This is a genomic window from Kitasatospora sp. NPDC030952 (genome assembly GCF_055571335.1).
In genome coordinates, this window is record NZ_JBVIFM010000017.1 from 51263 (window position 1) to 74802 (window position 23540).

General features: G+C 71.4%; 30 protein-coding genes and 1 pseudogene. 19 read left to right on the forward strand and 12 right to left on the reverse strand.

Annotated features, from left to right (window positions below; genetic code table 11):
* Nucleotides 1-78 precede the first annotated feature (78 nt).
* From ACZ47G_RS26645 to ACZ47G_RS26655, 3 genes are all read right to left on the reverse strand, one after another.
* Complete coding sequence (locus tag ACZ47G_RS26645; RefSeq protein WP_465746750.1) at nucleotides 79-1071, reverse strand: trypsin-like serine peptidase; 993 nt, start codon at nucleotides 1069-1071, stop codon at nucleotides 79-81.
* Nucleotides 1072-1289: 218 nt separating this feature from the next.
* Nucleotides 1290-2225, reverse strand: coding sequence for a trypsin-like serine peptidase (locus tag ACZ47G_RS26650; protein ID WP_465746752.1), 936 nt, complete (start codon nucleotides 2223-2225; stop codon nucleotides 1290-1292).
* A gap of 268 nt (nucleotides 2226-2493) precedes the next feature.
* Complete coding sequence (locus ACZ47G_RS26655; RefSeq protein ID WP_465746754.1) at nucleotides 2494-3288, reverse strand: hypothetical protein; 795 nt, start codon at nucleotides 3286-3288, stop codon at nucleotides 2494-2496.
* A gap of 71 nt (nucleotides 3289-3359) precedes the next feature.
* On the opposite strand from ACZ47G_RS26655, the gene ACZ47G_RS26660 reads away from it, so the two are divergent.
* A complete protein-coding gene (locus tag ACZ47G_RS26660; RefSeq protein ID WP_465746756.1) occupies nucleotides 3360-3668 on the forward strand; it encodes a cupin domain-containing protein in 309 nt (102 codons plus the stop codon).
* A gap of 51 nt (nucleotides 3669-3719) precedes the next feature.
* Here the strand turns inward: ACZ47G_RS26660 and ACZ47G_RS26665 are convergent, their stop codons facing one another.
* Both ACZ47G_RS26665 and ACZ47G_RS26670 read right to left on the reverse strand, forming a co-directional pair.
* Nucleotides 3720-3920, reverse strand: a complete 201-nt coding sequence (locus ACZ47G_RS26665) for a DUF397 domain-containing protein (protein ID WP_465746758.1) — start codon at nucleotides 3918-3920, stop codon at nucleotides 3720-3722.
* Entirely contained in the window at nucleotides 3917-4765 is an 849-nt protein-coding gene (locus tag ACZ47G_RS26670) for a helix-turn-helix domain-containing protein (protein ID WP_465746760.1), read from the reverse strand. Before ACZ47G_RS26670 ends, ACZ47G_RS26665 begins: the two co-directional genes overlap by 4 nt.
* A 275-nt stretch (nucleotides 4766-5040) precedes the next feature.
* Between ACZ47G_RS26670 and ACZ47G_RS26675 the strand changes: the two genes are divergently transcribed.
* From ACZ47G_RS26675 to ACZ47G_RS26725, 11 genes are all read left to right on the forward strand, one after another.
* A complete protein-coding gene (locus ACZ47G_RS26675; protein ID WP_465746762.1) occupies nucleotides 5041-5409 on the forward strand; it encodes an ATP-binding protein in 369 nt (122 codons plus the stop codon).
* A complete protein-coding gene (locus ACZ47G_RS26680) occupies nucleotides 5406-5687 on the forward strand; it encodes a hypothetical protein (RefSeq protein WP_465746764.1) in 282 nt (93 codons plus the stop codon). Before ACZ47G_RS26675 ends, ACZ47G_RS26680 begins: the two co-directional genes overlap by 4 nt.
* Nucleotides 5675-5824 (forward strand): hypothetical protein, encoded by a 150-nt coding sequence (locus tag ACZ47G_RS26685; protein ID WP_465746766.1) that lies wholly within the window; start codon nucleotides 5675-5677, stop codon nucleotides 5822-5824. The genes ACZ47G_RS26680 and ACZ47G_RS26685 overlap by 13 nt, the downstream gene beginning before the upstream one ends.
* A 203-nt stretch (nucleotides 5825-6027) precedes the next feature.
* Nucleotides 6028-6339 carry a hypothetical protein gene (locus tag ACZ47G_RS26690; RefSeq protein ID WP_465746768.1) on the forward strand — a complete coding sequence of 104 codons (312 nt, stop codon included), beginning with the start codon at nucleotides 6028-6030 and terminating at the stop codon, nucleotides 6337-6339.
* Nucleotides 6263-6793, forward strand: a complete 531-nt coding sequence (locus ACZ47G_RS26695; protein WP_465746770.1) for a DUF6879 family protein — start codon at nucleotides 6263-6265, stop codon at nucleotides 6791-6793. Before ACZ47G_RS26690 ends, ACZ47G_RS26695 begins: the two co-directional genes overlap by 77 nt.
* A 34-nt stretch (nucleotides 6794-6827) precedes the next feature.
* Nucleotides 6828-7676, forward strand: a complete 849-nt coding sequence (locus ACZ47G_RS26700) for a helix-turn-helix domain-containing protein (protein WP_465746772.1) — start codon at nucleotides 6828-6830, stop codon at nucleotides 7674-7676.
* Nucleotides 7677-7773: 97 nt separating this feature from the next.
* Nucleotides 7774-8193, forward strand: a complete 420-nt coding sequence (locus ACZ47G_RS26705; RefSeq protein WP_465746774.1) for a hypothetical protein — start codon at nucleotides 7774-7776, stop codon at nucleotides 8191-8193.
* An 89-nt stretch (nucleotides 8194-8282) separates the two neighbouring features.
* Nucleotides 8283-8846 (forward strand): hypothetical protein, encoded by a 564-nt coding sequence (locus ACZ47G_RS26710; RefSeq protein ID WP_465747037.1) that lies wholly within the window; start codon nucleotides 8283-8285, stop codon nucleotides 8844-8846.
* A complete protein-coding gene (locus ACZ47G_RS26715; protein ID WP_465746776.1) occupies nucleotides 8810-9652 on the forward strand; it encodes a serine/threonine-protein kinase in 843 nt (280 codons plus the stop codon). Before ACZ47G_RS26710 ends, ACZ47G_RS26715 begins: the two co-directional genes overlap by 37 nt.
* Nucleotides 9649-10128 (forward strand): GNAT family N-acetyltransferase, encoded by a 480-nt coding sequence (locus ACZ47G_RS26720; protein WP_465746778.1) that lies wholly within the window; start codon nucleotides 9649-9651, stop codon nucleotides 10126-10128. Before ACZ47G_RS26715 ends, ACZ47G_RS26720 begins: the two co-directional genes overlap by 4 nt.
* A 67-nt stretch (nucleotides 10129-10195) precedes the next feature.
* On the forward strand, nucleotides 10196-11014 hold the full coding sequence (locus tag ACZ47G_RS26725) for a methyltransferase domain-containing protein (RefSeq protein WP_465746780.1): 819 nt from the start codon (nucleotides 10196-10198) through the stop codon (nucleotides 11012-11014).
* A gap of 59 nt (nucleotides 11015-11073) precedes the next feature.
* Here the strand turns inward: ACZ47G_RS26725 and ACZ47G_RS26730 are convergent, their stop codons facing one another.
* Nucleotides 11074-11568: a hypothetical protein gene (locus ACZ47G_RS26730; RefSeq protein ID WP_465747039.1), complete on the reverse strand. Its 495-nt coding sequence runs from the start codon at nucleotides 11566-11568 to the stop codon at nucleotides 11074-11076.
* Between ACZ47G_RS26730 and ACZ47G_RS26735 the strand changes: the two are divergent.
* Nucleotides 11521-11742, forward strand: a pseudogene (locus tag ACZ47G_RS26735) (hypothetical protein); the annotation flags it as partial. The gene ACZ47G_RS26730 and the pseudogene ACZ47G_RS26735 overlap by 48 nt on opposite strands.
* A 167-nt stretch (nucleotides 11743-11909) precedes the next feature.
* On the opposite strand, the gene ACZ47G_RS26740 reads toward ACZ47G_RS26735, so the two are convergent.
* Together ACZ47G_RS26740 and ACZ47G_RS26745 are read right to left on the reverse strand one after the other, a co-directional pair.
* On the reverse strand, nucleotides 11910-12401 hold the full coding sequence (locus ACZ47G_RS26740) for an SMI1/KNR4 family protein (RefSeq protein WP_465746782.1): 492 nt from the start codon (nucleotides 12399-12401) through the stop codon (nucleotides 11910-11912).
* Nucleotides 12402-12435: 34 nt separating this feature from the next.
* Nucleotides 12436-12990, reverse strand: coding sequence for an HAD domain-containing protein (locus ACZ47G_RS26745; RefSeq protein WP_465746784.1), 555 nt, complete (start codon nucleotides 12988-12990; stop codon nucleotides 12436-12438).
* 313 nt (nucleotides 12991-13303) lie between these two features.
* Between ACZ47G_RS26745 and ACZ47G_RS26750 the strand changes: the two genes are divergently transcribed.
* Both ACZ47G_RS26750 and ACZ47G_RS26755 read left to right on the forward strand, forming a co-directional pair.
* A complete protein-coding gene (locus tag ACZ47G_RS26750) occupies nucleotides 13304-13873 on the forward strand; it encodes a hypothetical protein (RefSeq protein ID WP_465746786.1) in 570 nt (189 codons plus the stop codon).
* 124 nt (nucleotides 13874-13997) lie between these two features.
* Nucleotides 13998-14558: an SMI1/KNR4 family protein gene (locus tag ACZ47G_RS26755; protein WP_465746788.1), complete on the forward strand. Its 561-nt coding sequence runs from the start codon at nucleotides 13998-14000 to the stop codon at nucleotides 14556-14558.
* 22 nt (nucleotides 14559-14580) lie between these two features.
* Here the strand turns inward: ACZ47G_RS26755 and ACZ47G_RS26760 are convergent, their stop codons facing one another.
* Both ACZ47G_RS26760 and ACZ47G_RS26765 read right to left on the reverse strand, forming a co-directional pair.
* Nucleotides 14581-15279, reverse strand: coding sequence for an aspartate/glutamate racemase family protein (locus ACZ47G_RS26760; protein WP_465746790.1), 699 nt, complete (start codon nucleotides 15277-15279; stop codon nucleotides 14581-14583).
* A 48-nt stretch (nucleotides 15280-15327) separates the two neighbouring features.
* On the reverse strand, nucleotides 15328-17187 hold the full coding sequence (locus ACZ47G_RS26765) for a CocE/NonD family hydrolase (protein WP_465746792.1): 1860 nt from the start codon (nucleotides 17185-17187) through the stop codon (nucleotides 15328-15330).
* A gap of 352 nt (nucleotides 17188-17539) precedes the next feature.
* On the opposite strand from ACZ47G_RS26765, the gene nicT reads away from it, so the two are divergent.
* The gene (nicT, locus tag ACZ47G_RS26770) at nucleotides 17540-18676 is read left to right on the forward strand and encodes a Nickel transporter NicT (protein ID WP_465746794.1); all 1137 of its coding nucleotides are present in this window, start codon (nucleotides 17540-17542) and stop codon (nucleotides 18674-18676) included.
* A 146-nt stretch (nucleotides 18677-18822) separates the two neighbouring features.
* Here the strand turns inward: nicT and ACZ47G_RS26775 are convergent, their stop codons facing one another.
* Nucleotides 18823-19761: an SGNH/GDSL hydrolase family protein gene (locus ACZ47G_RS26775; RefSeq protein ID WP_465746796.1), complete on the reverse strand. Its 939-nt coding sequence runs from the start codon at nucleotides 19759-19761 to the stop codon at nucleotides 18823-18825.
* Between the two features lie 244 nt (nucleotides 19762-20005).
* Nucleotides 20006-20677 carry a signal peptidase I gene (gene lepB / locus ACZ47G_RS26780; protein WP_465746798.1) on the reverse strand — a complete coding sequence of 224 codons (672 nt, stop codon included), beginning with the start codon at nucleotides 20675-20677 and terminating at the stop codon, nucleotides 20006-20008.
* A 158-nt stretch (nucleotides 20678-20835) separates the two neighbouring features.
* On the opposite strand from lepB, the gene ACZ47G_RS26785 reads away from it, so the two are divergent.
* From ACZ47G_RS26785 to ACZ47G_RS26795, 3 genes are all read left to right on the forward strand, one after another.
* Nucleotides 20836-21252, forward strand: a complete 417-nt coding sequence (locus ACZ47G_RS26785; RefSeq protein WP_465746800.1) for a (2Fe-2S) ferredoxin domain-containing protein — start codon at nucleotides 20836-20838, stop codon at nucleotides 21250-21252.
* A gap of 117 nt (nucleotides 21253-21369) precedes the next feature.
* Nucleotides 21370-21624, forward strand: a complete 255-nt coding sequence (locus ACZ47G_RS26790) for a hypothetical protein (protein ID WP_270148018.1) — start codon at nucleotides 21370-21372, stop codon at nucleotides 21622-21624.
* Between the two features lie 191 nt (nucleotides 21625-21815).
* A complete protein-coding gene (locus ACZ47G_RS26795) occupies nucleotides 21816-23483 on the forward strand; it encodes a purple acid phosphatase family protein (RefSeq protein WP_465746802.1) in 1668 nt (555 codons plus the stop codon).
* The last annotated feature ends 57 nt before the right edge of the window (nucleotides 23484-23540 follow it).

Here is a 23540-nt window from a genome sequence, read left to right on the forward strand (position 1 = left end):
GACGTGGTCGGACGGCCCAGGTTCGGCCCAGGTTTGGCCCGGCCGGGAGGATGCCCCCGGCCGGACCCGGGTACCGGATCAGATCGACTGCCGCTGCGCCCAGTCGTAGAGGCGGTGGGCGCCGTCGCCGAGCCGCGTGGCGTAGAGCGTGCCGGCCGGCCCGCCCGCGAGGTCGTCCGTGGTGGTGGTGACGCCGACGACGGTGCCGACGCCGGTCCGGGTGTCGAACTGCGCGAGGTGGGGGCCGCCGCTCGCGCCGTGCCCCATGTCGCAGGACTCACCCCACAGGAGGGGCGCCTTGGGGCCGGGCTGGGACGGTCCGGCGCAGTGGATCATGCGTGATCCGGCGTACTTGGCGTCGGGGAGGTTGAGCCGGTCCTTCGGGTAGCCGAAGACGTGGATGAACTCGCCCTTGACCGGCTTGGTGAACGCGATCCGCTGGCTTCCGGTGACGTCCGCGACCCGCCGTCCCTCGGCCGAGGGGTTCGCCACGAGGATTCCCGTGTCGTAGCCGGCCACCGCGACGTCGCTGGACGTCGTCGTGCCCGGATCGGCGTCCCAGCGGGAGGAGGTGGCCATGCTCCTGATGCTGAATCCGCCGAGCGGCTTCGTTCCGTTGCGGTAGCCGGGCACGAAGTAGAGATTGTGCTGCCACGTGTCGTCGGCGGCGGGTGCGCCGACTCCCCGCAGGCAGTGCGCTGCCGTGATCACGGTGCTGCGGTTCGCGCTGGTGACGACCGTTGCGGTGCAGCTGCCGTCGTAGCCGTCGGAGAAGGTGAAGAAGAGCCGGCCGACGCTCCGGGTCACCGCTCCGCCGTGCGTCCAGGTGGCGCCGGGGTCCGGGGTGTTCGCGGGCAGCGGGTGCGGGTCGTCGGGCGTGTTGTCGTCCTCGGGCACGGGAGTGTTCTCGGGGAGCAGGGCGCCCGCCAGCCTCATCCGCGCGGGGGTCCAGTAGGCGTCGATTCGGCTGCGTTCCTGTGCGGTGGTGGCGCCGGAATGCGTCGTCATGGGCTCCGGCTCCGCGGCGAGGGCGACGGTCGGCAGCAGCACCGCCGCCGTAGTCGCACTCAACAGGAGGGCCCCCGTGGCGGCGAGTCTGCGGGGGAACGCTCGGTGGGTGGCTGACATCGTTGTCCTTCGTGGTCGAGGGCGGTTGGTCGAGGGTGGTCGGTCGAGGGTGCTTCGTGGCGGTGGACGTTCGTGCGGTGGACGGTCGCGATCAGGCGTGACCCACGGCTCAGCCGGCGGTCCGGGCGGTCGGCCCGGGCGGGCCGGGCGCTCTGGGCGGCTTAAGCGGTGGGGGCGGCCTGGGCGGCCCGGTACAGCGGCTTCGTGACCGCGGAGGTGAACTGCGGGCCGACCAGGTGCCGGGCGCAGGAGGGGGTGCCGGGGGCGCACACCCGGCCCGAGGAGTCGAGGTAGCCGCCTCGCGTGTTGTCGCCCACCACCGTGCCGGTCCCGGAGGACGGGTCGAAGTCGGCGATGCGGGGGCCTCCGCTGGAGCCGCCGCCCATCACGCAGGGCGCACCCCACAGCCCCCGGGGCTCCGGGTGCTCCGTGGTGCCGGGGTACTCGCGGGGCCGTCCCGCGCAGTGGGCGAGCCTGGCCCCGGTGTACTCGGGCAGACCCGCGCGGGCGGGATCGCCGGAGGCCTCACGCGGGTAGCCGAACTGCTGGACCGGCGCGCCGCCCGGCCGGTCGAAGCCGATGCGCTGCGCGGCGCCGACGGCGTCCTGGACGCGCCGGCCCGCGGCGTCGGTGTTCAGGACCAGGAACGCCTGGTCGTAGGCGTCGAACTTCAGGCCGTTCTGCTCGTCGTTGAGGAGCCAGGTGGCGTCCGCGACCCCGGCGCGGGCGACGAACGTGCCGTACGGCGCTCGCCCGTCGCGGTAGCCGGGAACGAACAGCTCGTTCGCCAGCCACTCGTTGTTGTCACCGAGGAGGTCAGGACTGTTGACGCAGTGCGCCGCCGTGACGACGGTGCTGCGGTTCGCGCTGTCCACGACGGTCGCCGTGCAGCTCTCGTCCGCACCGTGGTTGGTGAAGAAGAGCCGGCCCACCGTCCTGCTCAGGGTGTCGGCGCCGCTCCACGGGGCGCCGTCGGGCCCGCTCTTGGGCGGGTTGTCGGACGACGGCTGGGTCAGGGCGGCCATCCGCTGCGGGGTCCAGTAGTCCAGGACGGCCTGCTGCTGCGCCGCCGTGACCGCCTCCGGGTGGACGGCCACCCGGCTCCCGGCGGGGCCCACTTCCGGCGCGGCCCCTGCGGGCGGGGACAGTGCGAGCCCGGTGGCCAAGGCGGCGGCTGTCAGGGCGACTTGTAAGAACGCTCGGCTACGGGGCCTGTGTGTCTGTGGCATGGATGGCACATTAGGAACGGGACGTCAGATTCCCGTCTAGGGGAGGTTTCATCCTTCCATCGGTAACGATCGATTCCGATACGGAGCGTTTCAGTCCTGTATCGGCGACCACGGACCGGGACGCCGCCCGAAGGCCCTACAGCCGCCACTCGAAGGGCCACAGGTCCGCCGCCCAGGCGGGCGAGGCGGCGGGGGTGGCGGGGGTGCGCAGGAAGGTGCGGTGACGCAGGAGTTCGCGGCGCTCGGCGGGGGTGAGGAGGCGTTCGTCGGGGCCGAGGTTGCCGTAGCCGTCGGGGTCGCGGGAGGGGTCGCCGTCGATCGGGGCGGACTCGGCGATGTTCAGTAGATCGCCGGTGGGGGTGCGGTAGTCGAGGCGGAAGTCGGTGCGCCACTGGGAGTTGTTGCCCCAGCCCTGGGAGAGGTCGCGGGTGGGGCGGTGGGCGCGGCGGTGGGTCCAGTAGAGCGGCCAGCGGTCGGCGACGCCACGTTCGGCGTGCGCGGCGCCGGCCCGTACCCGGACGCCGGCGCGGCTGAACAGCAGCTCGCCGAGCATCAGGGCGGGCCAGCGGACGCCTCCGTCGAGGATCTCGATGGGGGTGGCTGGGTCCTCGGCCTGTTCGACCTCGGTGATCTCGTGCAGGAAGGGGTCGAAGGGGGACGGCTCGATCTGCGTCATCCCGAGGGCGGTGAACAGGTGGAGGTAGGGCGGGAGTTGCGGGTCGAGGAGGAGGAAGTCGCTGACGCGGCTGAGTGCGTAGAGCTCCTCCAGGAGGTCCGGGTCATCGGCCCACCAGTGGTTGTGCGGAGTGGCGGCGGCCTGGAGGCGTGCCCGGTAGTCGGCGGCCGTGGCCTGTTCGAGCCAGGGGCCGATGACGTCCTCGTAGGGGCCGTCGGTGTCGAGTAGCGCCTCGTACAGCGCGCGAGCGTTCACCCCGGAGATCCTGGCAGGTTTTGCCAAACGGTCGACCAACTCAGCGGTCGGCCCCGGTAGCGTCCCTGGTCATGAGCCTGGTGGACGTGAAGGAACATGCGGCCCAACTGCCCGACGCCTGGCGCTCGGTGGTCCTGGGCCGGGTCGGAACGGCAGCGGTGAAGGTGCTCCGGATGGACGGGCGCGAGCTGGAGCAGGAGGCGCACGGGACGGCCGAGGCGCTGTTCGTCGCCGACGGCGTCCTGGAACTGGACGTGGAGGGCGAGGCGTTGACCGTCGGTACCGGCGAGCTGTGCCGGATCCCGGCGGGCGCCCGGCACGCAGTCCGGGCGGGCAGCTGGGGGACGCTGCTGATCGTGGAGGTCCCCGAGGAGGGGTGATCGGTGCGTGGCGCCTCGCCCGGAGCCGGGCGAGGCGCCACTCAGTGGCACTCAGAGGAGACCGAAGTCGAACTCTCCGGCGGCAATAGCGTTGATGAAGGCTTCGTGCGCCGCACGGTTGAATACGAGTGTAGGTCCGAAGGGGTCCTTTGAGTCGCGGATGTAAGAACTGGGGCCGCTCAGGATAGCAACTTCGACGCAGTTGACATCTCCGGCGCTGTATGTGGACTTTTTGAACGTCAGGCGGATCACTTGATCTTGTCTCTCTGTGCGGTGATGAACGCGAGCGAAGAGTCGACGGACATGGCTTCTGCTGTGATCTCCTGGAACTTCGCCCGGTAGATCTCCACATCAGCTGGATCCTCGACCCACATGCTGCTCAGCAGTCCTTCGGCCAGGACAACATCGAGGTCTTGCCGTTGCGGGAAGCCCATCAGCGCGAGGGCTCCGGTCATCCCCGCGTGGATGGCTGCACCGATCGGCATGACCTGAATGTTGATGTTGGACAGCTTGCTGAGTGTCAGAAGCCTGTCCAATTGCGGAGCCATGATTTCCGGACGGTTGGCATTCGAGCAGAGGGCTGCCTCATGGATGACGGCCCATACCTGCACGGGGTTTGGGCGGGTCAGAATGGATTGGCGTGCCATCCGAACCTGGACGAGATCCTCCACCGATCCACCAGAGCTGATGCGCAGCCGATCGATCACGATGCGCGCATAGTCGGGGGTTTGGAAGAGACCTGGGATGAAGGCCGGCTCGTACGTTCGATAGGTGATGGCGTCGGCTTCAAGGAGAATCAGGTCGGTTGTAGTGGTGTTGATGACATCGCGATAGCTCAGCCACCAGCCGCGCTTGCTTCCATCTTTTGTGATGGCGATGAGCCCGGCCCGGTAGTCCTCGTCGTCGCATCCGTAGAAGTCAAGGAGTTTGATGACGTCCTCGACCTTGGCTGCGGTGTGAGCGGTCTCGATCCGAGTGAGCTTGGCCTGGCTCATCCCGGTGGCCTCCGCGACGACCTCGGCGGTGAGCTTCCGCTCCTCACGTAGCTTCCGTAGTACGCCGCCGAGCCTCCGTCGGCGCACGGTCGAGACTGCCATCTTTCCCCTCCTGAGCTGTCAGTTGGCCAGTCTGCCCACGCAGAAGGCGTCGGCGCTACCGGCAACGGGCAGTTGGAGCTGCCGAATTCAGGTTCGATTTGCAAATTTGCGAGTGTCGAAGAGTGAGTTGCGCTAGATGCCGCATGGGCACCATGCTGAGAGTAGCGGGCCGCATGCGCTACGTATGCAGCGGCCTGTGATCTCGCCGTTGCCCAAGGCGTGCCTACCGGTATGCGGCGATGAGTGATCCAATTCGCCCCCACGGAGGTTCCTTCGTGTTCTCCCTCGAACTCCCCCCTGACTGGTCCGCCCCGCGCGAGGAGTTGCGCGAGGCCACCTCGCGCGCCGGGTGGAAGCCCGACCTGGTCGCCGACGCCGAGGTCGCCCTCCTCGAACTCTTCGTCAATGCCTGGCGCCACGGCGGCAGTGCGGCGCCCATCGTGGTCGTCCTCATCATCGGCGAGGTCCTCCGCGTCTCCGTCAGCGACGGGAGCCCGGCCTTCCCCGTCCAGCGCGACGACTCCGACCCCTTCGCCCTCTCCGGCCGGGGCCTGCACCTCGTCCGCTCGCTCACCCACCGCTTCGGCACGGAGCCCCGCAAGACCGGCAAGTCCGTCTGGTTCGAGCTGGACGCCGCCGCGTGAGCGCCGACGACCGCGTGCGCGGCCCGATCGAGCCGGCCGACCCGCTGATGCGCACCTACACCGAGCTCGAAGTCGCCTACCTGCTCACCGAACTCGCCGAGCGTGGCCGCAAGTTCGGCCTCCTGTGGCCCTCCGCCACCACCGACAGCGTCGTGGACGGCCGCGTCCTCGTCCGCTTCGGCAACGCGCCGGCCAGCACCGTGCTCAACCTCCTCACCCTCCTCCGCGACCACGCCAAGCACGACACGACCGAGGCGACCGACCCGTGCGACTCCTGATCGGCCTCGCCCTCCTCACCCTCCTGCTCCTCGCCATCGCCGTCGTCGGCCTCGGCGCGCTCGCCGTCCTGCGGATGCCCCACCGCCCGGACGACGCCACCCTCGGCCCCGCCCGCGACCGCCAACCGGCGGCCTGACCCTCGCTGAAACCCACGCCGCCCGGCCGGACCCGCCGGGCGGCAGGCCCTCGTCGACACGGCCTCCACACTGGTCACGGGTCTGTAGGTCAGCCGATGGCGCCAGGGCCCACCAGGTCGGCTGAAGCGCTGACAGCCCCTACGCGTACGCGCCACGATGGTTCACACGAGATCCCGCAAGTGGCATGACAGGAGAGGTAGCCATGAGCCTAGAGTTCTTCGGGATCGACCCTGACACCGAGAAGGAGGGCTCTCCCACCGTTTGGGCGGACCTCGCCCAGCGTCGGCTCGTCATCCAGAGCGACACCCTCACCGGGGACGAGTTCGCTGAGGTCAACGACACCGAGTGGGTCGCCGGGCACAAGGTCGGCGTGCCCACCGATGAGTCCGTCATCAGTGTCCCCGAGAGCATGATCCCGTTCATCAGGAAGGCTTGCGATGCAATCGAACGTGCCGGACTTCGAGACGCTGCTCAGGGCGACGACGAAGTCGGCCGTGCATCTGGAGATGCGTGACGCCTACGATGTCGGCGGCGAGTCGTCGGGCTTCACTCACTGGCTTCGCACCGGGGAACGCGACAATGACCCGAACTCGGACTACTGGCGTGACTGGGTGGAGATGATCCGGGCCACGGTTGACCGTGGTGTCGTCATTCGGCGTGCGCGCATCGTCTCGGAGCCGGTGACCGACTACATCCGGTACGAACACGGCGGCACGAACGTCAACCTCGCCTCCGGCGAACTGGTGCGTTGGCTCCCGCGCCGGCTGGCATCTGACATCGCGCTGCCGGGCAACGACTTCTGGGTGTTCGACGGCAAGCTCGTCCAGTTCAACCACTTCACCGGGGCCGGGGAATGGGCCGAGCCGCCCAAGGAACTGCGGACCGAGCCCGACGTGGCGAAGCTCTGCTCCACCGCCTTCGAGGCCGTGTGGGACCGGGCTGTCCCTCACGAGAAGTTCTCTGTCTGATCGTCCACACCACGAATACCGGACCACCCGCATGATGTCGCCGGCTTCCGCGTCGTCCAGCGCCCAAGCAGCCCGCAAGGCGCTCGCTGATCGTCTCCAGAACCTCCGCCGGGATGCTCAGCTCAACGGCCGGCAGCTGTCGGCACTCTGTGGGTGGCACCCGGCCAAGACTTCCCGCATCCAGGACGCCAAGATCGCGCCGTCAGAAGCGGACATCAGGGCGTGGTGCGTCGCCTGCGGCGCCGAGGATCAGCTGGCCGACCTGATCGCCGCATCCCGCTCCGTCGAGTCCATGTACATCGAGTGGAAGCGGTTGAAGTCAGCCGGCCTTCGGAGCCTCCAAGAGTCCTATATCCCTCTCTACGAGCAGACGCAGTTGTTCCGCTTCTACACGTCGGACGTGGTCCCGGGGATTCTCCAGACGTCTGCCTACGTGCGGGCGATCATGTCTCGGTCGGCCGGAAGCCGCTCCGAAGAGGACATGGAACAAGCCATCGCAACGAAGATGGAGCGGGCCGGCATCATCCACCGGGGCATGCACCGATTCCTGTTCCTGCTCGAAGAGTCGGTGCTGAGGTACCGGCTCGGCGACGCCGAGGCCATGGCCGGTCAGCTTGGCCACCTCCTCACCGTGATCTCGCTGCCCCGTGTCAGCCTGGGAGTGATCCCGTTCGCTGCCCGCCGGACCCTGTGGCCCGTGGAGTCCTTCCGGGTCTACGACGAAGCCCGCGTGCAAGTCGAGCTTGTGACCGCCGCAGTCAACGTGACCGCACCGAGCGAGGTGCGTCAGTACTTGGACACCTTCGCCGAGCTGCAAGCCATGGCCGTCTACGGCCTCAAGGCAAGGGGCCTGATCGCCGACGCCATCGCCTCTCTGGAGTGATGTCGCGCAATAAAGAGCAATCTCGTTGAGCGTCCAGTTCCGGGCTCCCTACGGTCTAACCCACGGACGAGCAGAGCCAACCCGATGGGAGAAGCAGATGAGCACCGCCACCATCAAGGCCGGCGTCGAGCTGGACGAGCTGGGCAAGTTCTTCGCGATCACCGCGCGCCGGATCGACGCGGGTGAGGCCGCGCCGCAGATGTTCTCCGCCGCGATCGACGCGGCCTGGCACGCCCTGGTCACGGACCCGGCCGCGCACGAGGCGTTCACCCTCCACCACGCCGGCCGCAAGCTGACCCACGTCGAGAGTGCGGGCAGCGGCTTCATCTCGTGGGTGAGCGCCTACGAGGAGGCGTACGGTCCCCTGCCGGAGGTCTGGTTCACCGACGTCGACGGCAAGCTCGACACCGAGACCCTGGCCCGCTACCGGGAGACCGGCGAGGTCCGGGCCGAGTGGAACTGCTCGCCCGCCCCGGGCGATGGCGACGACCTGACCCCGGCGGCGTTCTACCGGTGATCGCGGCCTCGTTCGACGGAGCGTCCCGGCCGACCGCCGGGGCGCTCCGCCTCGCCGAGGCCCGCACGGAGAATCCCGTCAGTTTGGACGTGGACGGGTACCTCGCCGGGCTGTACGAGCACTGCCCGTTCCTGCGGCCATCCACCCGGCGCGGCATGACCGGCTGGACGGTCTACGAGATCACCTCGGGCAGCCACCGGTACGCCGTGGAAGCCGAGTTGTTCTACGCCGGGGTCCAGACGGCCGAGTGGGTACGCCCGCTGATGACCCGGCCGTACGGCCTTCTCGCCTGCGAGAACATCGTGCTGCGCGGGCACTGCGCGGGTGCGGACCACCGTGAGCTGCTGGCCTGGCCGCACTGGGCGTTGAAGCACCTGTACGCCCCGGTCGGGGTCATGGTCGGCAAGTTCGCCCAGGGCGCTGTCGAGACCGGCCGGCACGGCCGGAGCATCCCGCCACCGCCCTTCTCGTTCCTCCCGGTGCGGGCGGGCGTCCGGCCGCTGGACCCGAAGTTCCTGGAGACCACCCCCGAGCTCGCGGCAGCCCTGGCGGCCTCGGCCGACGACGGCCGCAACGTCTTCGAGCACATCCCCTGTGAGTGGAAGGCAGTTCGAGAATGGGCGAGTTCCTTGCCGAGGCCCGAGAAGCGCTGAGGGCCGCAGAGGCCGTCTGCGGGCCGGTCGGGCTCAAGGAGATCAGCAACCGCCGGGGCTCGGCGGTGTGGAAGGCCAGCGGCCCGCTCGGCATGGCGAGCGTCAAGCTCGGCACCGGTGAGGCCGCCGAGGTCACCGCCCGCGAAGCCTCCGTGCTGGACCAACTGCCCGGCTACACCGTGACCGTCGGCCGGTTCGAAGGCGGCGTCTGGTACGTCACCCCCTGGCTGGTCGGGCCCTCCACCTGGGAGGTCTTCCGCCCCGTGCGCAACGACGACGGCGGGCGCGACGAGGCCCTGGCCGCTGCCGTCGGGCTGTGCCGCGCCGTGGCCGGCTTCCACGCTGACGGCTGGGTGCACGGGGACCTCCAGCCCCAGCACGGCGTCCACACCGACGACGGTGTCCGCCTCCTCGACTTCGCCTGGGCCCGCAGGCTCGACAGCACCCCTTGGTCGACGTTCGACGGCACGATGATCCACCTCACCGCCCCCGAACTGGCCGCCCGGATCATCAACGGCCCCCAACCTGTCGCCACGACGCAGACGGCCGACGTCCACGCCCTCGCCGGCACCCTGTGGACCTGCGTCACCGGCACATGGCCCCTGGACTACGGGACCGCCGGCCTCGGCAAGGGCACCCCGGTGGAGGCCATCCGCAAGGCCATCGCCCACCGCGCCGTCCCGATGTCCACCGCGATGCCCTGGCCCGCCCTCCAGGCCCGGCTGCGGTACGTCCTGCTGGCCGCCCCCGACGACCGGCCGACCGCCACCGAGCTGACCGAACTCGTGGAAGCGGTGGCCGGGTGATCGAGCTGCGGGAGCTGATCCCCGACGACGCCGGGGCGGTCCAGCTCATCTACGGTCCCGCGTCGGTCAGGTATCTCGGCCGGGGGCCGATGGGCACCACCGAAGCCCGCGCGTCCGTGGCCGGTGCCATCGCATCGGCGGAGTGCAGTCCGCGCACGCTCCACACCCTCGGACTCACCGTGGACGGCGACCTCCTCGGCGTCGTCAAACTCCACCTGGACCGGCCCGTCGCCGCCGTGAGCTACATCCTGCGGGCGGACGCCTGGGGTCGGGGCTACGCCACCGAAGGCGTGCGCAAGGCTCTCGGCCTGGGCCTGGGGCGCCTCGGCCTGCCGGAGATCCACGCCAGGCACCACCCCGACAATCTCGCCTCGGGCCGCGTCCTCCTCAAGGCCGGATTCACCTCCGCCGGCCTCCGCGCCGAGTTCGTGACCTACGCGATCCGGTCACCCCTGGCGACCACCGGTCCCCCCTGAGCTGATTCCGGTATCACCGCACCCCAGGATCGAGGACGACCATGCGCCCTCTCCTACACTGGACGTCGTGTCAGAACAGCACCCCACCTCCGCTTTCCACGCGCCCAACGCCGACCCGGCGGTCACCGACCGGCTGGTCGCCGCACTGGACGTCCAGGCCGCCAACCCGGGCGTGCGGCGGCTGCGCGAGTGGGCGCACGCCCGCTTGGCCGTGCGCCCCGGTGAGCGGGTGCTGGACGTCGGCTCCGGCACCGGCTCGGAGACTCTGGTGCTCGCGGCGGCGGTCGGCCCGGACGGTGCCGCGACCGGGCTCGAACCGAACCCCGGCCTGCGGGCCGTCGCCGAGCAGCGGGCCGCCGCGGCGGGCAGCCCGGCGCGGTTCCTGGCCGGTGACGCGCTCGCGCTGCCGCTGCCCGACGGCGAGTTGGACGCGGTCTGGTGCGAGCGGGTGCTCCAGCACCTGAACGACCCGGCGGGGGCCGTCGCCGAGATGGCCAGGGTCCTGCGCCCGGGCGGCCGGGTCGCGCTGCTCGACACCGACTGGGCCACCTTCGTGCTCCACCCGGTCGCCCCCGAACTGCGGCCCGTGCTGGCCACCATCGCCCAGGGCACCGCCGCCACCCCGGACGCCGGGCGCCGGCTCACCGGCTGGCTGGCCGCGGCCGGTCTGAGCGTCGACCACGTCGGCGCGGACGTGCTGCTGCACGAACCCGGTGCCGTCACCTGGCCGATCGTCCGCGGTCTCGCCACGGCGGCGCTCGGGCGCGGCCTGATCACCGAGGAGCAGCGCGACGGGCTGTACGCCGACCTCACGGCCGCCGCCGAGCAGGGCGCGTTCCACCTGTCGGTGACGCTCTTCGTCGCCGTCGCTCACCGCCCTGGCTGAGCCGCCGCCGAGTGACCGTGCGTAGGAAGTCGGCCCGTCCGACTTCCTGCGCACGGCGGTCAGTCCAGTGCGCCTGCCCAGTCGGCCAGTTGCGTGAAGTCGTCCGCCGTCAGCCCGGTCTTCGGGTCGACGTGGTGGAGGAGCGCCGGCCCGTCGTGGTGGGCCCGGACGAAGGCGCGGTCCGCCTCCGTGATGTTGTCGTCGACCCAGGCGAAGGGGCGGCCCCGCGCCCAGGTGACGATCTCCGGGGTCTTCCAGAACACCCCGCCCCCGGGCTCGGGCCGGGGGTCGGACCAGGTGATGACCGGCAGTTCGGGCAGTCCCAGGACGGGCCCGATGAAGGAGTTGGCCTCCTCCTCCCAGGTCGTCGCCCACACCAGGTCGAAGGGCAGCGCGGACAGCGCCGGCCCGTGCCCCGGGTCGAGCCACACCCGCAGCGGCTTCGGCTCCCTGTGCGGCAGACCCCACGCCGCCAGCCGGCGCCGCTCGGCGGCTGGTTCCCGCCCGTGATCTTCCTCTGGTTCCCCTGGCGGATCGCCTGCGACATCTGGCAGGCCGGTGTCCGGCCGGACGCGTCCGGGGCGCGGACACCGCTCCCGACGACGGTCGTCAACGCCTGGTGGGTCAGCTTCTTCCTGGTCAACGTGGTGGACATGGTGGGAAGCCAGGTGAGCGACGGGGCGCGTTCTCCGGACCGGTACCAGCAGGGCGTGGCCTGGCTGATCGCCTCCGACGCGCTCGAGCTGGTCGCCGCCGTCCTGGCCGTCCTGGTGGTGCGGACGGTGACGGCCATGCAGGAGGAACGTTTCGCCGAGCACAGCGCCGCCACCTCGTACGGGGTGTACGTCTCGGCCGTCGAGGGCCGTGCCGCCCCGCCCCGCCGAGGCGGCACGGTTCAGGCGTATGCCTCGGGATCGGTGAGTCCCTCCACGAACTCCTGGAAGTCCGCGGCCAGGGGGAGTTCGGATCGGAAGTCGGCGTCGAACCATCCGACCGTGGGGGCCGGACCCGTCCGGTAGTCCAGGGCGATCCAGCAGGGGCCCGCCCCGCTGAGGAGCACGAGCGGGGCCGGCAGGCCCCACTCCCCGATCAGGTAGGCGCTGTCGAGCAGGGACAGCGTCCCGGGGCGGTGACCGATCCCCATCAGGTGCTCGAAGGGCACGTGGTCCTCGGCCCAGGAGGTCGGTGCCGAGGTCGGGAAGGCGCACAGGCCGTCCGCGACCTGTCCACCGTTCCGGAGCCGGAGCAGCGCCACCAGGGAGGCCGGGAGGCTCACCCCCAGGGTGTGTTCGGCCTGGTGGACGAGCTGATCGGTCAGTGGCGGCTGAACGCCGCGGTCGGTGGAGCCGTCCCAGAAGACATCCTGCAGAACCTCGAAGCCGGGCATGGGCGGCATCCTACGAGGCGCTGCCCGCCGCGCCTCAGCCCGGGGCGCCGCTGGCCCAGGCTGCGAGCCGGCCGAAGTCGTCCGCCGTCAGGCCGACCTTCGGGTCGACGTGGTGCAGCAGCGCCGGGCCGGGGTGGTGGGCCGCGACCCAGGCGCGGTCCGCGTCCGTGATGTTGTCGTCGACCCAGGCGAAGGGGCGGCCCCGCGCCCAGGTGACGATCTCCGGGGTCTTCCAGAACACCCCGCCCCCGGGCTCGGGCCGGGGGTCGGACCAGGCGATGACCGGCAGTTCGGGCAGTCCCAGGACGGGCCCGATGAAGGAGTTGGCCTCCTCCTCCCAGGTCGTCGCCCACACCAGGTCGAAGGGCAGCGCGGACAGCGCCGGCCCGTGCCCCGGGTCGAGCCACACCCGCAGCGGCTTCGGCTCCCTGTGCGGCAGGCCCCACGCCGCCAGCCGGCGCCGCTCGGCGGTCCGCCAGCGCGGCGTCATCAGCCGGTGGGTGCCGTACCCCGCGGGCCGCCGGTGCGGCTTCGCCGCGTGGGGGTTCAGCGGACCGTCCACGTCCAGCAACAGCAGCGGCCGCACCATGTCGCACCCCCTCGATCGTCCCTGGACGGTACCGGGCGGGCCGGTTGCGCCAAAGCGGATATCGCCTCCCGCCGGCCGACTGTCGTAGGCGAGCGGCAAGCCGGCTCCGTGACCATCGCTCAGTCCCCGCCGCCAGCCGCACCGCCGCCGTGGCGTGCCCGCTCCGGGCTCGCCGAGGCGCTGCGCCTCGTCCAGATCCTGCGAACTGTGCGCGGGGAGAACGCCGTTGAGCTCACGGTGGCGGCTGATCGGCCCGGCTAGGAGGCTGCGCTGGCCATGGTGCCGGAGGGGTTGGTGGGTCTACGTTTGCGCGGTGAACGCTTCGACTCACTCCGCCCGCAGGCGGCGCGTGTTCTTCGCCGTCGGCTGGGCCGTGCTCCTGCTGGCGATCGTGGTGCCGCCGTTGGTGGTCGGCCCGGCCTTCGGCCGCTCGGGGGCGGTGATCGTGCCCGGGCTGGTGGCCGTGATCGGTCCCGCGATCGTGGTGGACGCCGGGACGGCGCGGCGGAGGGGGTGGCGGGTGGCCGGAGGAACCGTCCGAGCCCGCACCTGGTCGGGTGCGCGGGAGGTGGACCTGACGAACCTCGCGACCGTGCGCGCCTGGGAGGCGCTCTCCAGGTCCGGCTCGGTGACGTTCGTGCGGCTGTCGGACCGCTCCGGTGGGGGAGTGGTCCTCACCGTCGCCGACCGGGACATCCAGCTGATCGCCGATGCGGTGCGCCGCCACGGCGCGGGCTACGTGTCACCGTGGGCCATGACGCTCCTGGGGCTGAAGCCGGCCCGGTGGTACGTCTCCGGAGGGCGAATACTCGGGCTCCTCCTCGTCTCGATCGCACCACTCCCCGCCGGAATGCTCCTGGCCGCGGCGATCGCCCAACACTGAGCCGCAGCCGCAGCCGCAGCCGCAGGTGCCAGAACCGGAGCCGGAGCCGGGTCCGCGCCCTCACGGCTTGCGCCAGGTCGGCGAGTAGCGCCGCAGTACGGCCGCTCCGTGCGAGCATGGCCGCATGTGGGACGTCGAGGGCGTACGCGCGCGGTTGTGGGAGCTGGCGCAGGCCGACCCGCAGCACGAGCGGTTCGGCGCGCAGCGGCACCGGTACCGGCTGGATCCGCCGGTGGCCGAGGCGGAGGTGGCCCGCTTCGAGCGGGCCCACGGCTTCGAACTACCGCTGTCGTACCGGACGTTCATCACCACGGTGGGACGCGGCGGTGCCGGGCCGGCCTACGGCTTGTACCGCTGGGGCGGTGACACCTGGGCTCGGCTGCAAAGCGACCTGGGTGCTGACTGGGCCGACGGGTTCGCCGTTCCCTTCCCGCACATCGAACGCTTCCAGCCCTGGCCCGAATTGGAGATCTGCGCCCGGCACACGCCCGACGACGAGGCCTTCGATCCCTGTTGGTTCACCGGTTCGATGGTGCTGGCCGAGCTGGGGTGCGGCGGGTTCCTGCGGCTGGTGGTGACCGGGGAGGCGAGCGGCCAGGTGTGGTCGGACGACCTCGCGTACGGCGAGGGCCTGAATCCCGGGCCGGACTTCCGGGACTGGTACCTGGACTGGCTGGCGGGGTAAGTGGCGCTCCTCCTCGGGTAGTTCAGTCCTTCGCCAGGGCGGCGGCCACGGCCGCCTCGGCGTGGAGCCGGGCGGTGGGGAAGAGGGGGACGGGGCTGTCCTCGGGGCGGACCAGGAGTTCGATCTCGGTGCAGCCGAGGATGATGCCCTCGGCGCCCGCGGCGACCAGCTCGGCGATGACGCGGCGGTAGGCGGCGCGGGATTCCTCGCGGACGATGCCGAGGCACAGTTCGTCGTAGATCACCCGGTGGACCAGGGCGCGGGACGCGGGCCCGGGGGTGAGGACGTCCAGGTCGCCGGCGGAGGTCAATCGGCCGCGGTAGAAGTCCTGTTCCATGGTGAACGCCGTTCCCAGCAGGCCGACTTGGCGGATGCCGGCGGCTCGGACGGCGTCCGCGGTGGCGTCGGCGAGGTGCAGCAGGGGGATGGAGACGGCTTCGGCCACCTGGTCGGCGACCTTGTGCATGGTGTTGGTGCAGATCAGCAGCAGGTCGGCGCCGGCCGCCTCCAGGGCGCGGGCCGCGGCGGCGAGGACCGCGCCGGCCTCGTCCCAGCGCCCGGCGGTCTGGAGTTCCTCGATTGCGGCGAAGTCGACGGAGTAGAGCACGAGTTGGGCGGAGTGCAGTCCGCCGAGGCGGTCCCGGGTGAGCTGGTTGAGGGTGCGGTAGTACTCGGCGGTGGACTCCCAGCTCATGCCGCCGATCAGGCCGAGGGTTTTCATGCGGCTAGTTATAAGGCAAGTAATGCGCAAAAAGCAATTGTATAAGGATTAGTTTGAGCCGCTCTCCCGTGCCACCCGGTGCTGCCACTCCCGGGCGAACACCACCGACCCCGCCTCCAGCGCCCGCAGCTGCACCGTGCTGAGGAAGTGCCCGGCGTCGCAGCGCAGTTGGGTGCGGGTCTGGACGGTGACGTCCCAGCCGAGGTCCGGGCGTTCCAGCCGTACGGTGCGGTCGGTGCGGGCCTGGGCGCTGAGCGGGGCGCCGGTGAGGACTCGGTAGGCGGTGACGGTGTGCTCGTCGCGGACCAGGCCGTCGGGGTGGGTGCGGGTGCCGTCGGTGGCGGGGGAGAGTTCGGTGCGCCATTCGTGGCGGCCGATGTCGTGGACGGTGACGTGTTCGGGCCGGGCGGTGAGCGGTTCGGTGAGGTGGATGTCCAGCGGGTCGGGCAGCGAAGGCGTCGCGAGGGTGACGGGGGCGGCGCCGGCGTCCGCGGCCAGGTGGCGGACGGGCAGGCTGAGGGTGGAGTGGGAGGGGTCGAGGGCGTAGCCGGTGTCGTCGGGGGTGGGCCACACCCAGGGCCAGTAGACGGAGGAGAGGGCGAGCCGCAGCCGGTGCCCGGCCGGGACGGTGGCCGCGCAGGCGGCGAGGTCGACCTCGGCGTCCGGACCGGTGGTGGTCAGTACGCCCCGGGTGAGCAGGGCGGAGGTGCCGTCCGGGCCGACCGCGCACAGCCGCGCCACCACCTGGACGGGGGCGGCCCCGGACCGCAGCCGCAGCCGTACCGTCGGCGCGCCGAGCAGTTCGACCGGCTCGGGCAGCGGCTGGGAGTCGAAGCAGACCGAGCGGCCGTCCTCCTCGCGCTGGTCCGGCGGCCGGTCGGCGGGGCGGCCGTGCGGGACGTACGCGCCGGCGTTGAGGCCGGTGTGCTGGGGGGAGCGGACGTGGACGTACCGGTCGTCGGAGGCGGTGCCGGCGGTGCGCAGCTGGCCGTCCAGGTCGTAGTGGATCTCCCGGACGTCGGGGGAGGGCCAGGCGTCGTCGCCGGTCCAGCGGGTGCTGATCCAGCTGCGCAGGGCGGGTTCCTTGAGGGCGCCGGTGTCGACGCCGCGCAGCCAGTGGTCCCACCAGCGCAGGGTCTCGGGCAGGGCGGCCTCGGGCAGTCCGTGCGGCCAGGGGCCGAGCAGGGCGTGCGCGGTGGGGGATTCGGCGAGCAGCCGCAGCACGAAGGAGCAGGACGGGTCGCCCCAGCCGGCCACGGCGAACACCGGGACGGACACCGGCACGGTGGTGTCCCCGGCGGCGAGCCAGGCGTCGACGGGGGGCTCCAGGGATTCGAGCCGGGCCAGCCAGGCGGGCCGCCAGGCGTCGCCGAGGTGGCGCGGGTCCGGGGGGAGGGCGGCGTCGGCGATCAGGGTGGTGAGCCGGGTGTGCAGGTCGGCGGCGAGGACGGCGCCGCCGAGGCGGTGGCCGCCCTCGGGGCAGGCGATGACGGCCGCGCCGACGGTCTCCGGCACCCGGGCGGCGAGCCGCAGCGCGGTGGTGCCGGCGGCGCCGACGCCGAGCAGGCCGACCCGGCCGTTGCTCCAGGGGCGGCGGGCGAGCCAGTCGACGACGGCGGTGCCGTCGGTGAGCTCCTGCTCGCCGCCGGGTTCGCCGGGCAGTCCGCCGGAGTTGCCGTGGCCGCGGGTGTCGACCCGGACGGCGGCGTAGCCGTGGCCGGCGTACCAGGGGTGGCGGCGGGCGTCCTCGGCGGCGGTGCGGTCGGCGAGGCGGTCGGCCGAGTACTCCAGCAGGACGGGGACGGGCTCGTCGCTGACCGGGCGCCACAGGCGGGCGGCGAGCTCGGTGCCGTCGGGCAGCGGGATGCGGAGGTCCTCGCGGGTGGTGTGGAACGGGTACGACGGCATGGCCGCTCCCATCGGGGTCCCGGGCCGGTGACTGCCGAGCGGCCCGCGGCGCGGACGGGGATCGCGCCGCGGGCTCGGCATTCCGACCCTAGGGGAGGAATCGCCCGATTTCCTGATGAAAGCCCTGTGGTGGTGACACCCCGGTGGAGTGCGGCCGCGCGTCGCGCGCCCCCGGCCTGCGCCGTCGTGGATCGGTTCGCCGCCGTCCGGCATTTGCACATGACTTGCAACTGCTTGCCCGAGGGGGGAAAGATGGCCCAGCTTCGCCCGGAACCGTCCGAGCCCGGCCTGCCCGAGCCCGGACACCGAGCCCGAACCCGCCCGAGCCCGCACCGCCCGAAAGGACCACACGATGCCCAGCGCCGCCACAGGTGCCCCGGCAGGCGCCGCAGCCGTCAGATGGCGCGACCGGCTCACCCGCGAGGAGTGGATCCGGCTGGCCGGGATGGGCGGCTTCATCCTCGCGCTGCACGTCATCGGCTGGTTCACGCTGCTCGCGCTGGTCGCGCCCGAGCACTACGACGTCGGCGGCCAGGTCTTCGGCGCGGGCATGGGCCTGACCGCCTACACCCTCGGCATGCGGCACGCCTTCGACGCGGACCACATCGCGGCGATCGACAACACCACCCGCAAGCTGATGGGCCAGGGCAAGCGGCCGCTGTCGGTCGGCTTCTGGTTCTCGCTCGGGCACTCCTCGATCGTCTTCGGCCTCTGCGCGCTGCTGGCCTTCGGCATCCGCACGCTGGCCGACCAGGTCCAGGCGGACGACTCGACCCTGCACAAGATGACCGGCCTGATCGGCACGGCCGTCTCGGGTTCGTTCCTGCTGCTGCTCGGCCTGATCAACCTGGGCGCCTTCAACGGCATCCTCAAGGTGTTCCGCCGGATGCGCCTGGGCGAGTACGACGAGGCCGAGCTGGAGCGCCAGTTGGAGCGTCGCGGGCTGATGAACCGGATCCTCGGCAAGGTGACCCGGGCGGTCACCAAGCCCTGGCACATGTACCCGGTGGGCCTGCTGTTCGGCCTGGGCTTCGACACCGCCACCGAGGTGTCCCTACTGGTGCTGGCGGGCGGCGCGGCGGCCTTCTCGCTGCCCTGGTACGCGCTGCTGACGCTGCCGATCCTGTTCGCGGCCGGGATGAGCCTGCTGGACACCATCGACGGCTCGTTCATGAACTTCGCCTACGAGTGGGCGTTCTCCAAGCCGGTCCGCAAGATCTACTACAACCTGACCGTCACCGGCCTGTCGGTGCTGGTGGCGCTGGTCATCGGCCTGGTCGAACTGATCGGCCTGCTCGGCGAGAAGCTGGACATCACCAGCGGGCCGATCGCCTGGGTCGGCGGTCTGGACCTCAACTTCGTCGGCTACGCGATCGTCGGGCTGTTCGTGCTGACCTGGGCCGGGGCGATCGCGTTCTGGAAGTTCGGCCGGGTCGAGGAGAAGTGGTCGGCGGGGCTGGCGGCCGGTTCCGCCGCCGAGTCGGAATAGCACCGCCGTCGAAATGGCACCGCCGAGTCGGAACAGCACCGCCGAGTCGGAACAGCGTGCCGGAGGAGGAACCGAGGGGCCGGTGACCGGGGTCTGGTCACCGGCCCCTCGGGGCTTTCCGGAGTCACCTACGACTCACGTGCGGCTTACTTGAGCGCGGCGAGCACCGCGTCCGCCATCACCTTCTCGCCGGTCGCGTTGGGGTGGAACGGCACGGCGGGCGAGCCGGGCAGTGCGCCCTCGATCCAGCGGTCGTCCGAGCAGACGTCGTGCCCGCGGGTCGGCGTCGCGGTGTCCACGTAGGTGGCGCCGTTGGCGGCCGCGGTGGACTTGAGGGCGGCGTTCAGCTTGTCGAGCACGCCGTGCATGTACTCGACGTCGCCCGGGGTCACCGGCTGGCGCAGGACGCAGGAGTTGCCGTCGGCGGGCAGCACGGACGGGTAACCGACCAGCAGCACCTTGGCCTTGGGCGCCTTGGCGTGGATCTGCCGCAGGGTGGTGGCGATCTGCGGGGCGATGGTGGTGTTGATCCGCTCGGCCAGGTCGTCGTTGCCGTACTGCCAGGACATCGTGCGCCAGTCCCAGTAGCCGTGGTGGTAGACGTCCTTGCAGGGGGTGCCGAGCGGGTTGACGACGGCGCCGGCGATGCAGGTGGCGACCAGTTCGCCGAGGCCGAGGTCGCTGGCAGCGAGGTCGTTGCCGCCGATCCCGAGGGTGACCAGGTCGGTGTCGGCGGTCACCGCGTCCAGCTGGGGGTCGTTGACCCGGATGAAGGCGTCGTACTGCGGCTGCGTCATGGCCTTGACCTTGGCGGCGGCGCAGGTGACGTCGGTGTAGCCGCCGGCCCCGAGCGAGGCGGCGACCAGGTGGCCGTAGTTGTGGTCGGAGCGCAGGCACAGGCCGGCCGACGGGCTGAGTACGCCGGCGCCGGCGGCGTAGGAGTCGCCGAGGGCCACGTAGTGCTTCGGGGCCGGGGTGGCCGCCTGGGCGGTGGTGGAGGTGAGCGCGAGGGCGGCGCCCACGGCGACGGCGGCGAGAACGCCGGAATTGCGGAGTCGCCGGGAATTCCGGGCAGGGCGGAGCACGGTTCCTCCTGGGGGAGAGAAACGACGGGTGGGGGTCATGCCGAGCCGGGCCACAGCTACTCGCAGGTAAGTTACTGCCAGGTTTCGCCGTCGTCCATGGTTTCGACGGGATTTCCGGAAATCCCGTCAGATGGCACCGGGTGCCATTTCGAATTCCGCTCCACCGCGTTTCGGAATTGGCGTCGATTCAACGGCGATACGTATGGCCATACGTACGGCGATACGTACGGGAGTGGAATTCGGTTCAGTCGGCGGGATCGGCCGCGGGCCGCCGCCGGGCGGCGGCGAAGGAGACGAGCACCACCGCGGCGAGCAGGCCGGTCACGGTGACCAGGGCCCCCAGGACCATCAGGACCGCCGCGCCGATCAGCTTGCCGGGCAGGGCGGGGGAGTCGCCGCCGGAGTGCCAGACCACCCGGTTCCCGGTCAGCAGGGCGAGGTCGACCGTGCCCTGCTGGGCGTCGTCCACGTGCTGCCGGGAGTCGACCGCGGTGTCGCGGTGATCGCCCATCAGGAAGGCCCGCCCGGGCGGGACGGTGACGTCGAAGTCGTGGCCGCAGGTGCCGGCCCGGCGATCGGCCGGCTCGTCCAGCGGCGACCCGTCGAGGCTGAGCTGCCCGCCGGCGCAGGCGATCCGCTGGCCGCCGAGGGCCATCACCCGGAACACGGGGGAGCCGGGCAGGCCCCACGGGGAGTCGACGATGTGGATCCCGCCGCGTCGCACGTCCGCGGCCGCGACCCGGTCGGCGAGCATCCGGTCGCCCGGCCGGAGGTGCGGCGCCATCGCGGCGCCGTCCATGCGGTGGACGGAGTAGCCGCCGGTGAGCACCACCGAGAGTCCGAGCGCCCCGCACAGCAGGCCGAACACCGCCACGGCCACCGCGAACCACAGGCCCCGGGCCCTCCGCTTCGGCATCCGCCCGTTCCTCTTTCCGCTCTCCCCGACCGTTCGTCGGTCGGATCCTATTTCAGGCCGTTCGGGCAGCTCGCGGTGCCCGAGGGCCTGACAGGTACAGTTCCGATGCAGAGCGTGCCGTCGACCGGGGCCGCCGATCAGGAGGGGGACCAGAGCGGATGAGCCGCCGAGACCGCGACCGTGACCGCGAGGGCAAGCGGGGCGCCGGCTCCCCGGTGACCGTCACCGTCTGCCGGGGCTGTTGCTGCGGCACCGAGGCGAAGCATCCGGGGGTGGACCACGCGGGGCAGTACGAACGGCTGCGGACGGCGGTCGGTCCGGCGGGCCGGGTCCGTGCGGTCAAGTGCCTGGACGTCTGCTCCCAGTCCAACGTGGTGGTGGTCGGCCCGTCCAGCGAGGGGCGGGCGGCGGGCGGCCGTCCGGTCTGGCTCGGCTTCGTGCTGATGGACGAGATGATCGACGACATAGCCGCCTGGGTACGGGCGGGCGGGCCCGGCCTGGCCGATCCGCCCGGGCTGCTCGACCTCCAGCTGATCTCGGTCTCCCGCCGGGTCCGTGAGGGCCTGCCGGAATGACCGGATGCCCCGGACGGTACTGACGATTCGTCAGATCCACGCCCCGGGACGGCTTCGGGGCGGGGCCACTACCATGACCGGTGGCATCGAGCGGTTCCGCGCAAAGGGAGGAAGACGATGACGACGGTCTGCCGCATCTGCGCGGGCACCGGCCGGACCGCCGGCCTCAACTGCCGTACCTGCCAGGGCACCGGCACCACCGAGGTGGGGGGCGGGGGCGGCAACTGCTTCCTCTGCGACGGCACCGGGGTGTACGTCCGCTACCGGGTGGACGCGACCGGCGCCAAGCAGGCCTACCGGGACGAGATCTGCCGTACCTGCGACGGCACCGGCAACCGGTCGGCGAACCTCTGGGACGAACCCTCCGCCTGACGCCCGCTCCGCCCGGCCTGCCCGGCCCGGACCAAGAGCTCCGAGCCCGGGTCATGATCCGGCATCACTTCGATGTGGACATGCTCTTTACCTGTTCATGGTCGAACGTTGGTGTTCGATTGGGGGGCGCGCTGAGGCCCGTTCACCGGGCGTCCGCGTGCGGTCAACGCACCGCTGACAGAGTCCCGCGCATGGATATCCCCAACATGGGCGTGCCGGCCAAGCTTGCCGACCGCATGAGCATGGCCGAGCAGCACGAGTACCTGCGGGCCCGCTTCTCCCGCCGCCGCATGCTGCGCGCCGGCGCGGTGACCGTGGGTGCCGTCGCCGTCGGCGGTGCACTGGGCAGTGCGCCGGCCTTCGCCGCCCCGGCCGGGCCCCAGCTGCTGACCGGTGCCACGACGGCCGGCATCGACGGATCCCTGGTCGCGCCGACCGGGCGTCATCTCCAGTTCGGCCCCGAGCCGGACACCCAGTTCCGCGTCTCCTGGCAGGTTCCGGCGCCGGTCAAGAAGCCGTTCCTGCGCTTCGGCAAGACCCCGTGGGAGCTGAGCCACAAGATCCAGGCCGAGGTCCGCGCGCTGCACACCCCGGCGCTGACCCCGAGCAGCCAGCCGGTGGACCAGTACTACCTGCACGTGGCGCTGGAGGACCTCCAGCCCGACACCACCTACTACTACGGCGTCGGCCACGAGGGCTTCGACCCCGCCTCGCAGCAGCAGATCTCCACCCTGCACACCTTCCGCACCGCGCCCTCCCGGGACCACCGCTGGGGCAAGGTGTACGAGCCGTTCACCTTCACCGCCTTCGGCGACCAGGGCGTCAGCGCCCACGCGGCCGGCAACGACAACATCATCAAGGCCCAGAAGCCGGCCTTCCACCTGCACGCCGGCGACATCTGCTACGCCGACCCGGCCGGCTCCGGCACCGACCCGGACAAGTCCGTCTTCAACGCGAAGACCTGGGACGACTTCCTGGTCCAGACCGAGACCGTCGCCGCCGACATCCCGTGGATGGTCGCGTACGGCAACCACGACATCGAGGCCTGGTACTCGCCCAACGGCTACGGCGGCGAGAACGCCCGCTTCTTCCTGCCGGACAACGGCCCGGACCCGCGCGCGGTCCCCGGCGTCTACACCTTCCGCTACAAGAACGTCGGCGTCATCTCGCTGGACGCCAACGACGTCTCCTACGAGATCCCGGCCAACCTGGGCCTCTCGGCGAACCGGCAGACCAAGTGGCTGGAGCGCACCCTCAAGGACCTGCGCAACGACGAGACCGTCGACTTCGTCGTGGTCTTCTTCCACCACTGCGCCTTCTCCACCACCGTCGCCCACGCCTCCGAGGGCGGCGTCCGCGAGGCCTGGGTGCCGCTGTTCGAGAAGTACCGGGTGGACCTGGTCATCAACGGCCACAACCACATCTACGAGCGCACCGACGCCATCCTCGGCAACAAGGTCTCGAAGCAGGTGCCGAGCGGCGCCACCATCGAGCCGGCCAAGGACGGCGTGGTCTACGTGACCGCGGGCGCGGCCGGCCGCAGCCTGTACAAGTTCGACGTGCCGGACACCTACGAGGGGCACGAGAACCACCAGGACGAGGTCCAGACCTACTACTGGAGCAAGGGCCGGGTGAAGACCCCCGAGACCATCCAGTGGTCGCGGGTGCGCTACACCGGCTACTCCTTCATCAAGGTCGACGTCACCCCGGCCCACCTGGGCCGGAAGTCGGTCATGAAGGTCACCGCGCTGGCCGAGAACGGCACCCAGATCGACAACTACACGATCCTGCGCAAGGTCGGCGAGGGCTGGGACTCCAGCACTGACGACGACGGCCAGGGCGGCGGCTGGGGCTGGTAGTTCCCCGCGCTCGCGACGGTGCCCCGGCGCTGGAGGTTCAGCGCCGGGGCACGCCCG

What these genes read in the sequence shown, in the direction of transcription:
- ACZ47G_RS26715 (WP_465746776.1), top strand. Translation starts at nt 8,810, where the DNA reads ATGGGCGAGTTCCTTGCCGAGGCCCGAGAAGCGCTGAGGGCCGCAGAG.
- ACZ47G_RS26670 (WP_465746760.1), bottom strand. Translation starts at nt 4,765, where the DNA reads ATGGCAGTCTCGACCGTGCGCCGACGGAGGCTCGGCGGCGTACTACGG.
- ACZ47G_RS26695 (WP_465746770.1), top strand. Translation starts at nt 6,263, where the DNA reads ATGCAATCGAACGTGCCGGACTTCGAGACGCTGCTCAGGGCGACGACG.
- ACZ47G_RS26705 (WP_465746774.1), top strand. Translation starts at nt 7,774, where the DNA reads ATGAGCACCGCCACCATCAAGGCCGGCGTCGAGCTGGACGAGCTGGGC.
- ACZ47G_RS26765 (WP_465746792.1), bottom strand. Translation starts at nt 17,187, where the DNA reads ATGCCGTCGTACCCGTTCCACACCACCCGCGAGGACCTCCGCATCCCG.
- nicT (WP_465746794.1), top strand. Translation starts at nt 17,540, where the DNA reads ATGCCCAGCGCCGCCACAGGTGCCCCGGCAGGCGCCGCAGCCGTCAGA.
- lepB (WP_465746798.1), bottom strand. Translation starts at nt 20,677, where the DNA reads ATGCCGAAGCGGAGGGCCCGGGGCCTGTGGTTCGCGGTGGCCGTGGCG.
- ACZ47G_RS26690 (WP_465746768.1), top strand. Translation starts at nt 6,028, where the DNA reads ATGAGCCTAGAGTTCTTCGGGATCGACCCTGACACCGAGAAGGAGGGC.
- ACZ47G_RS26790 (WP_270148018.1), top strand. Translation starts at nt 21,370, where the DNA reads ATGACGACGGTCTGCCGCATCTGCGCGGGCACCGGCCGGACCGCCGGC.
- ACZ47G_RS26760 (WP_465746790.1), bottom strand. Translation starts at nt 15,279, where the DNA reads ATGAAAACCCTCGGCCTGATCGGCGGCATGAGCTGGGAGTCCACCGCC.
- ACZ47G_RS26755 (WP_465746788.1), top strand. Translation starts at nt 13,998, where the DNA reads ATGTGGGACGTCGAGGGCGTACGCGCGCGGTTGTGGGAGCTGGCGCAG.
- ACZ47G_RS26740 (WP_465746782.1), bottom strand. Translation starts at nt 12,401, where the DNA reads ATGCCCGGCTTCGAGGTTCTGCAGGATGTCTTCTGGGACGGCTCCACC.
- ACZ47G_RS26660 (WP_465746756.1), top strand. Translation starts at nt 3,360, where the DNA reads ATGAGCCTGGTGGACGTGAAGGAACATGCGGCCCAACTGCCCGACGCC.
- ACZ47G_RS26785 (WP_465746800.1), top strand. Translation starts at nt 20,836, where the DNA reads ATGAGCCGCCGAGACCGCGACCGTGACCGCGAGGGCAAGCGGGGCGCC.
- ACZ47G_RS26745 (WP_465746784.1), bottom strand. Translation starts at nt 12,990, where the DNA reads ATGGTGCGGCCGCTGCTGTTGCTGGACGTGGACGGTCCGCTGAACCCC.
- ACZ47G_RS26795 (WP_465746802.1), top strand. Translation starts at nt 21,816, where the DNA reads ATGGATATCCCCAACATGGGCGTGCCGGCCAAGCTTGCCGACCGCATG.
- ACZ47G_RS26700 (WP_465746772.1), top strand. Translation starts at nt 6,828, where the DNA reads ATGTCGCCGGCTTCCGCGTCGTCCAGCGCCCAAGCAGCCCGCAAGGCG.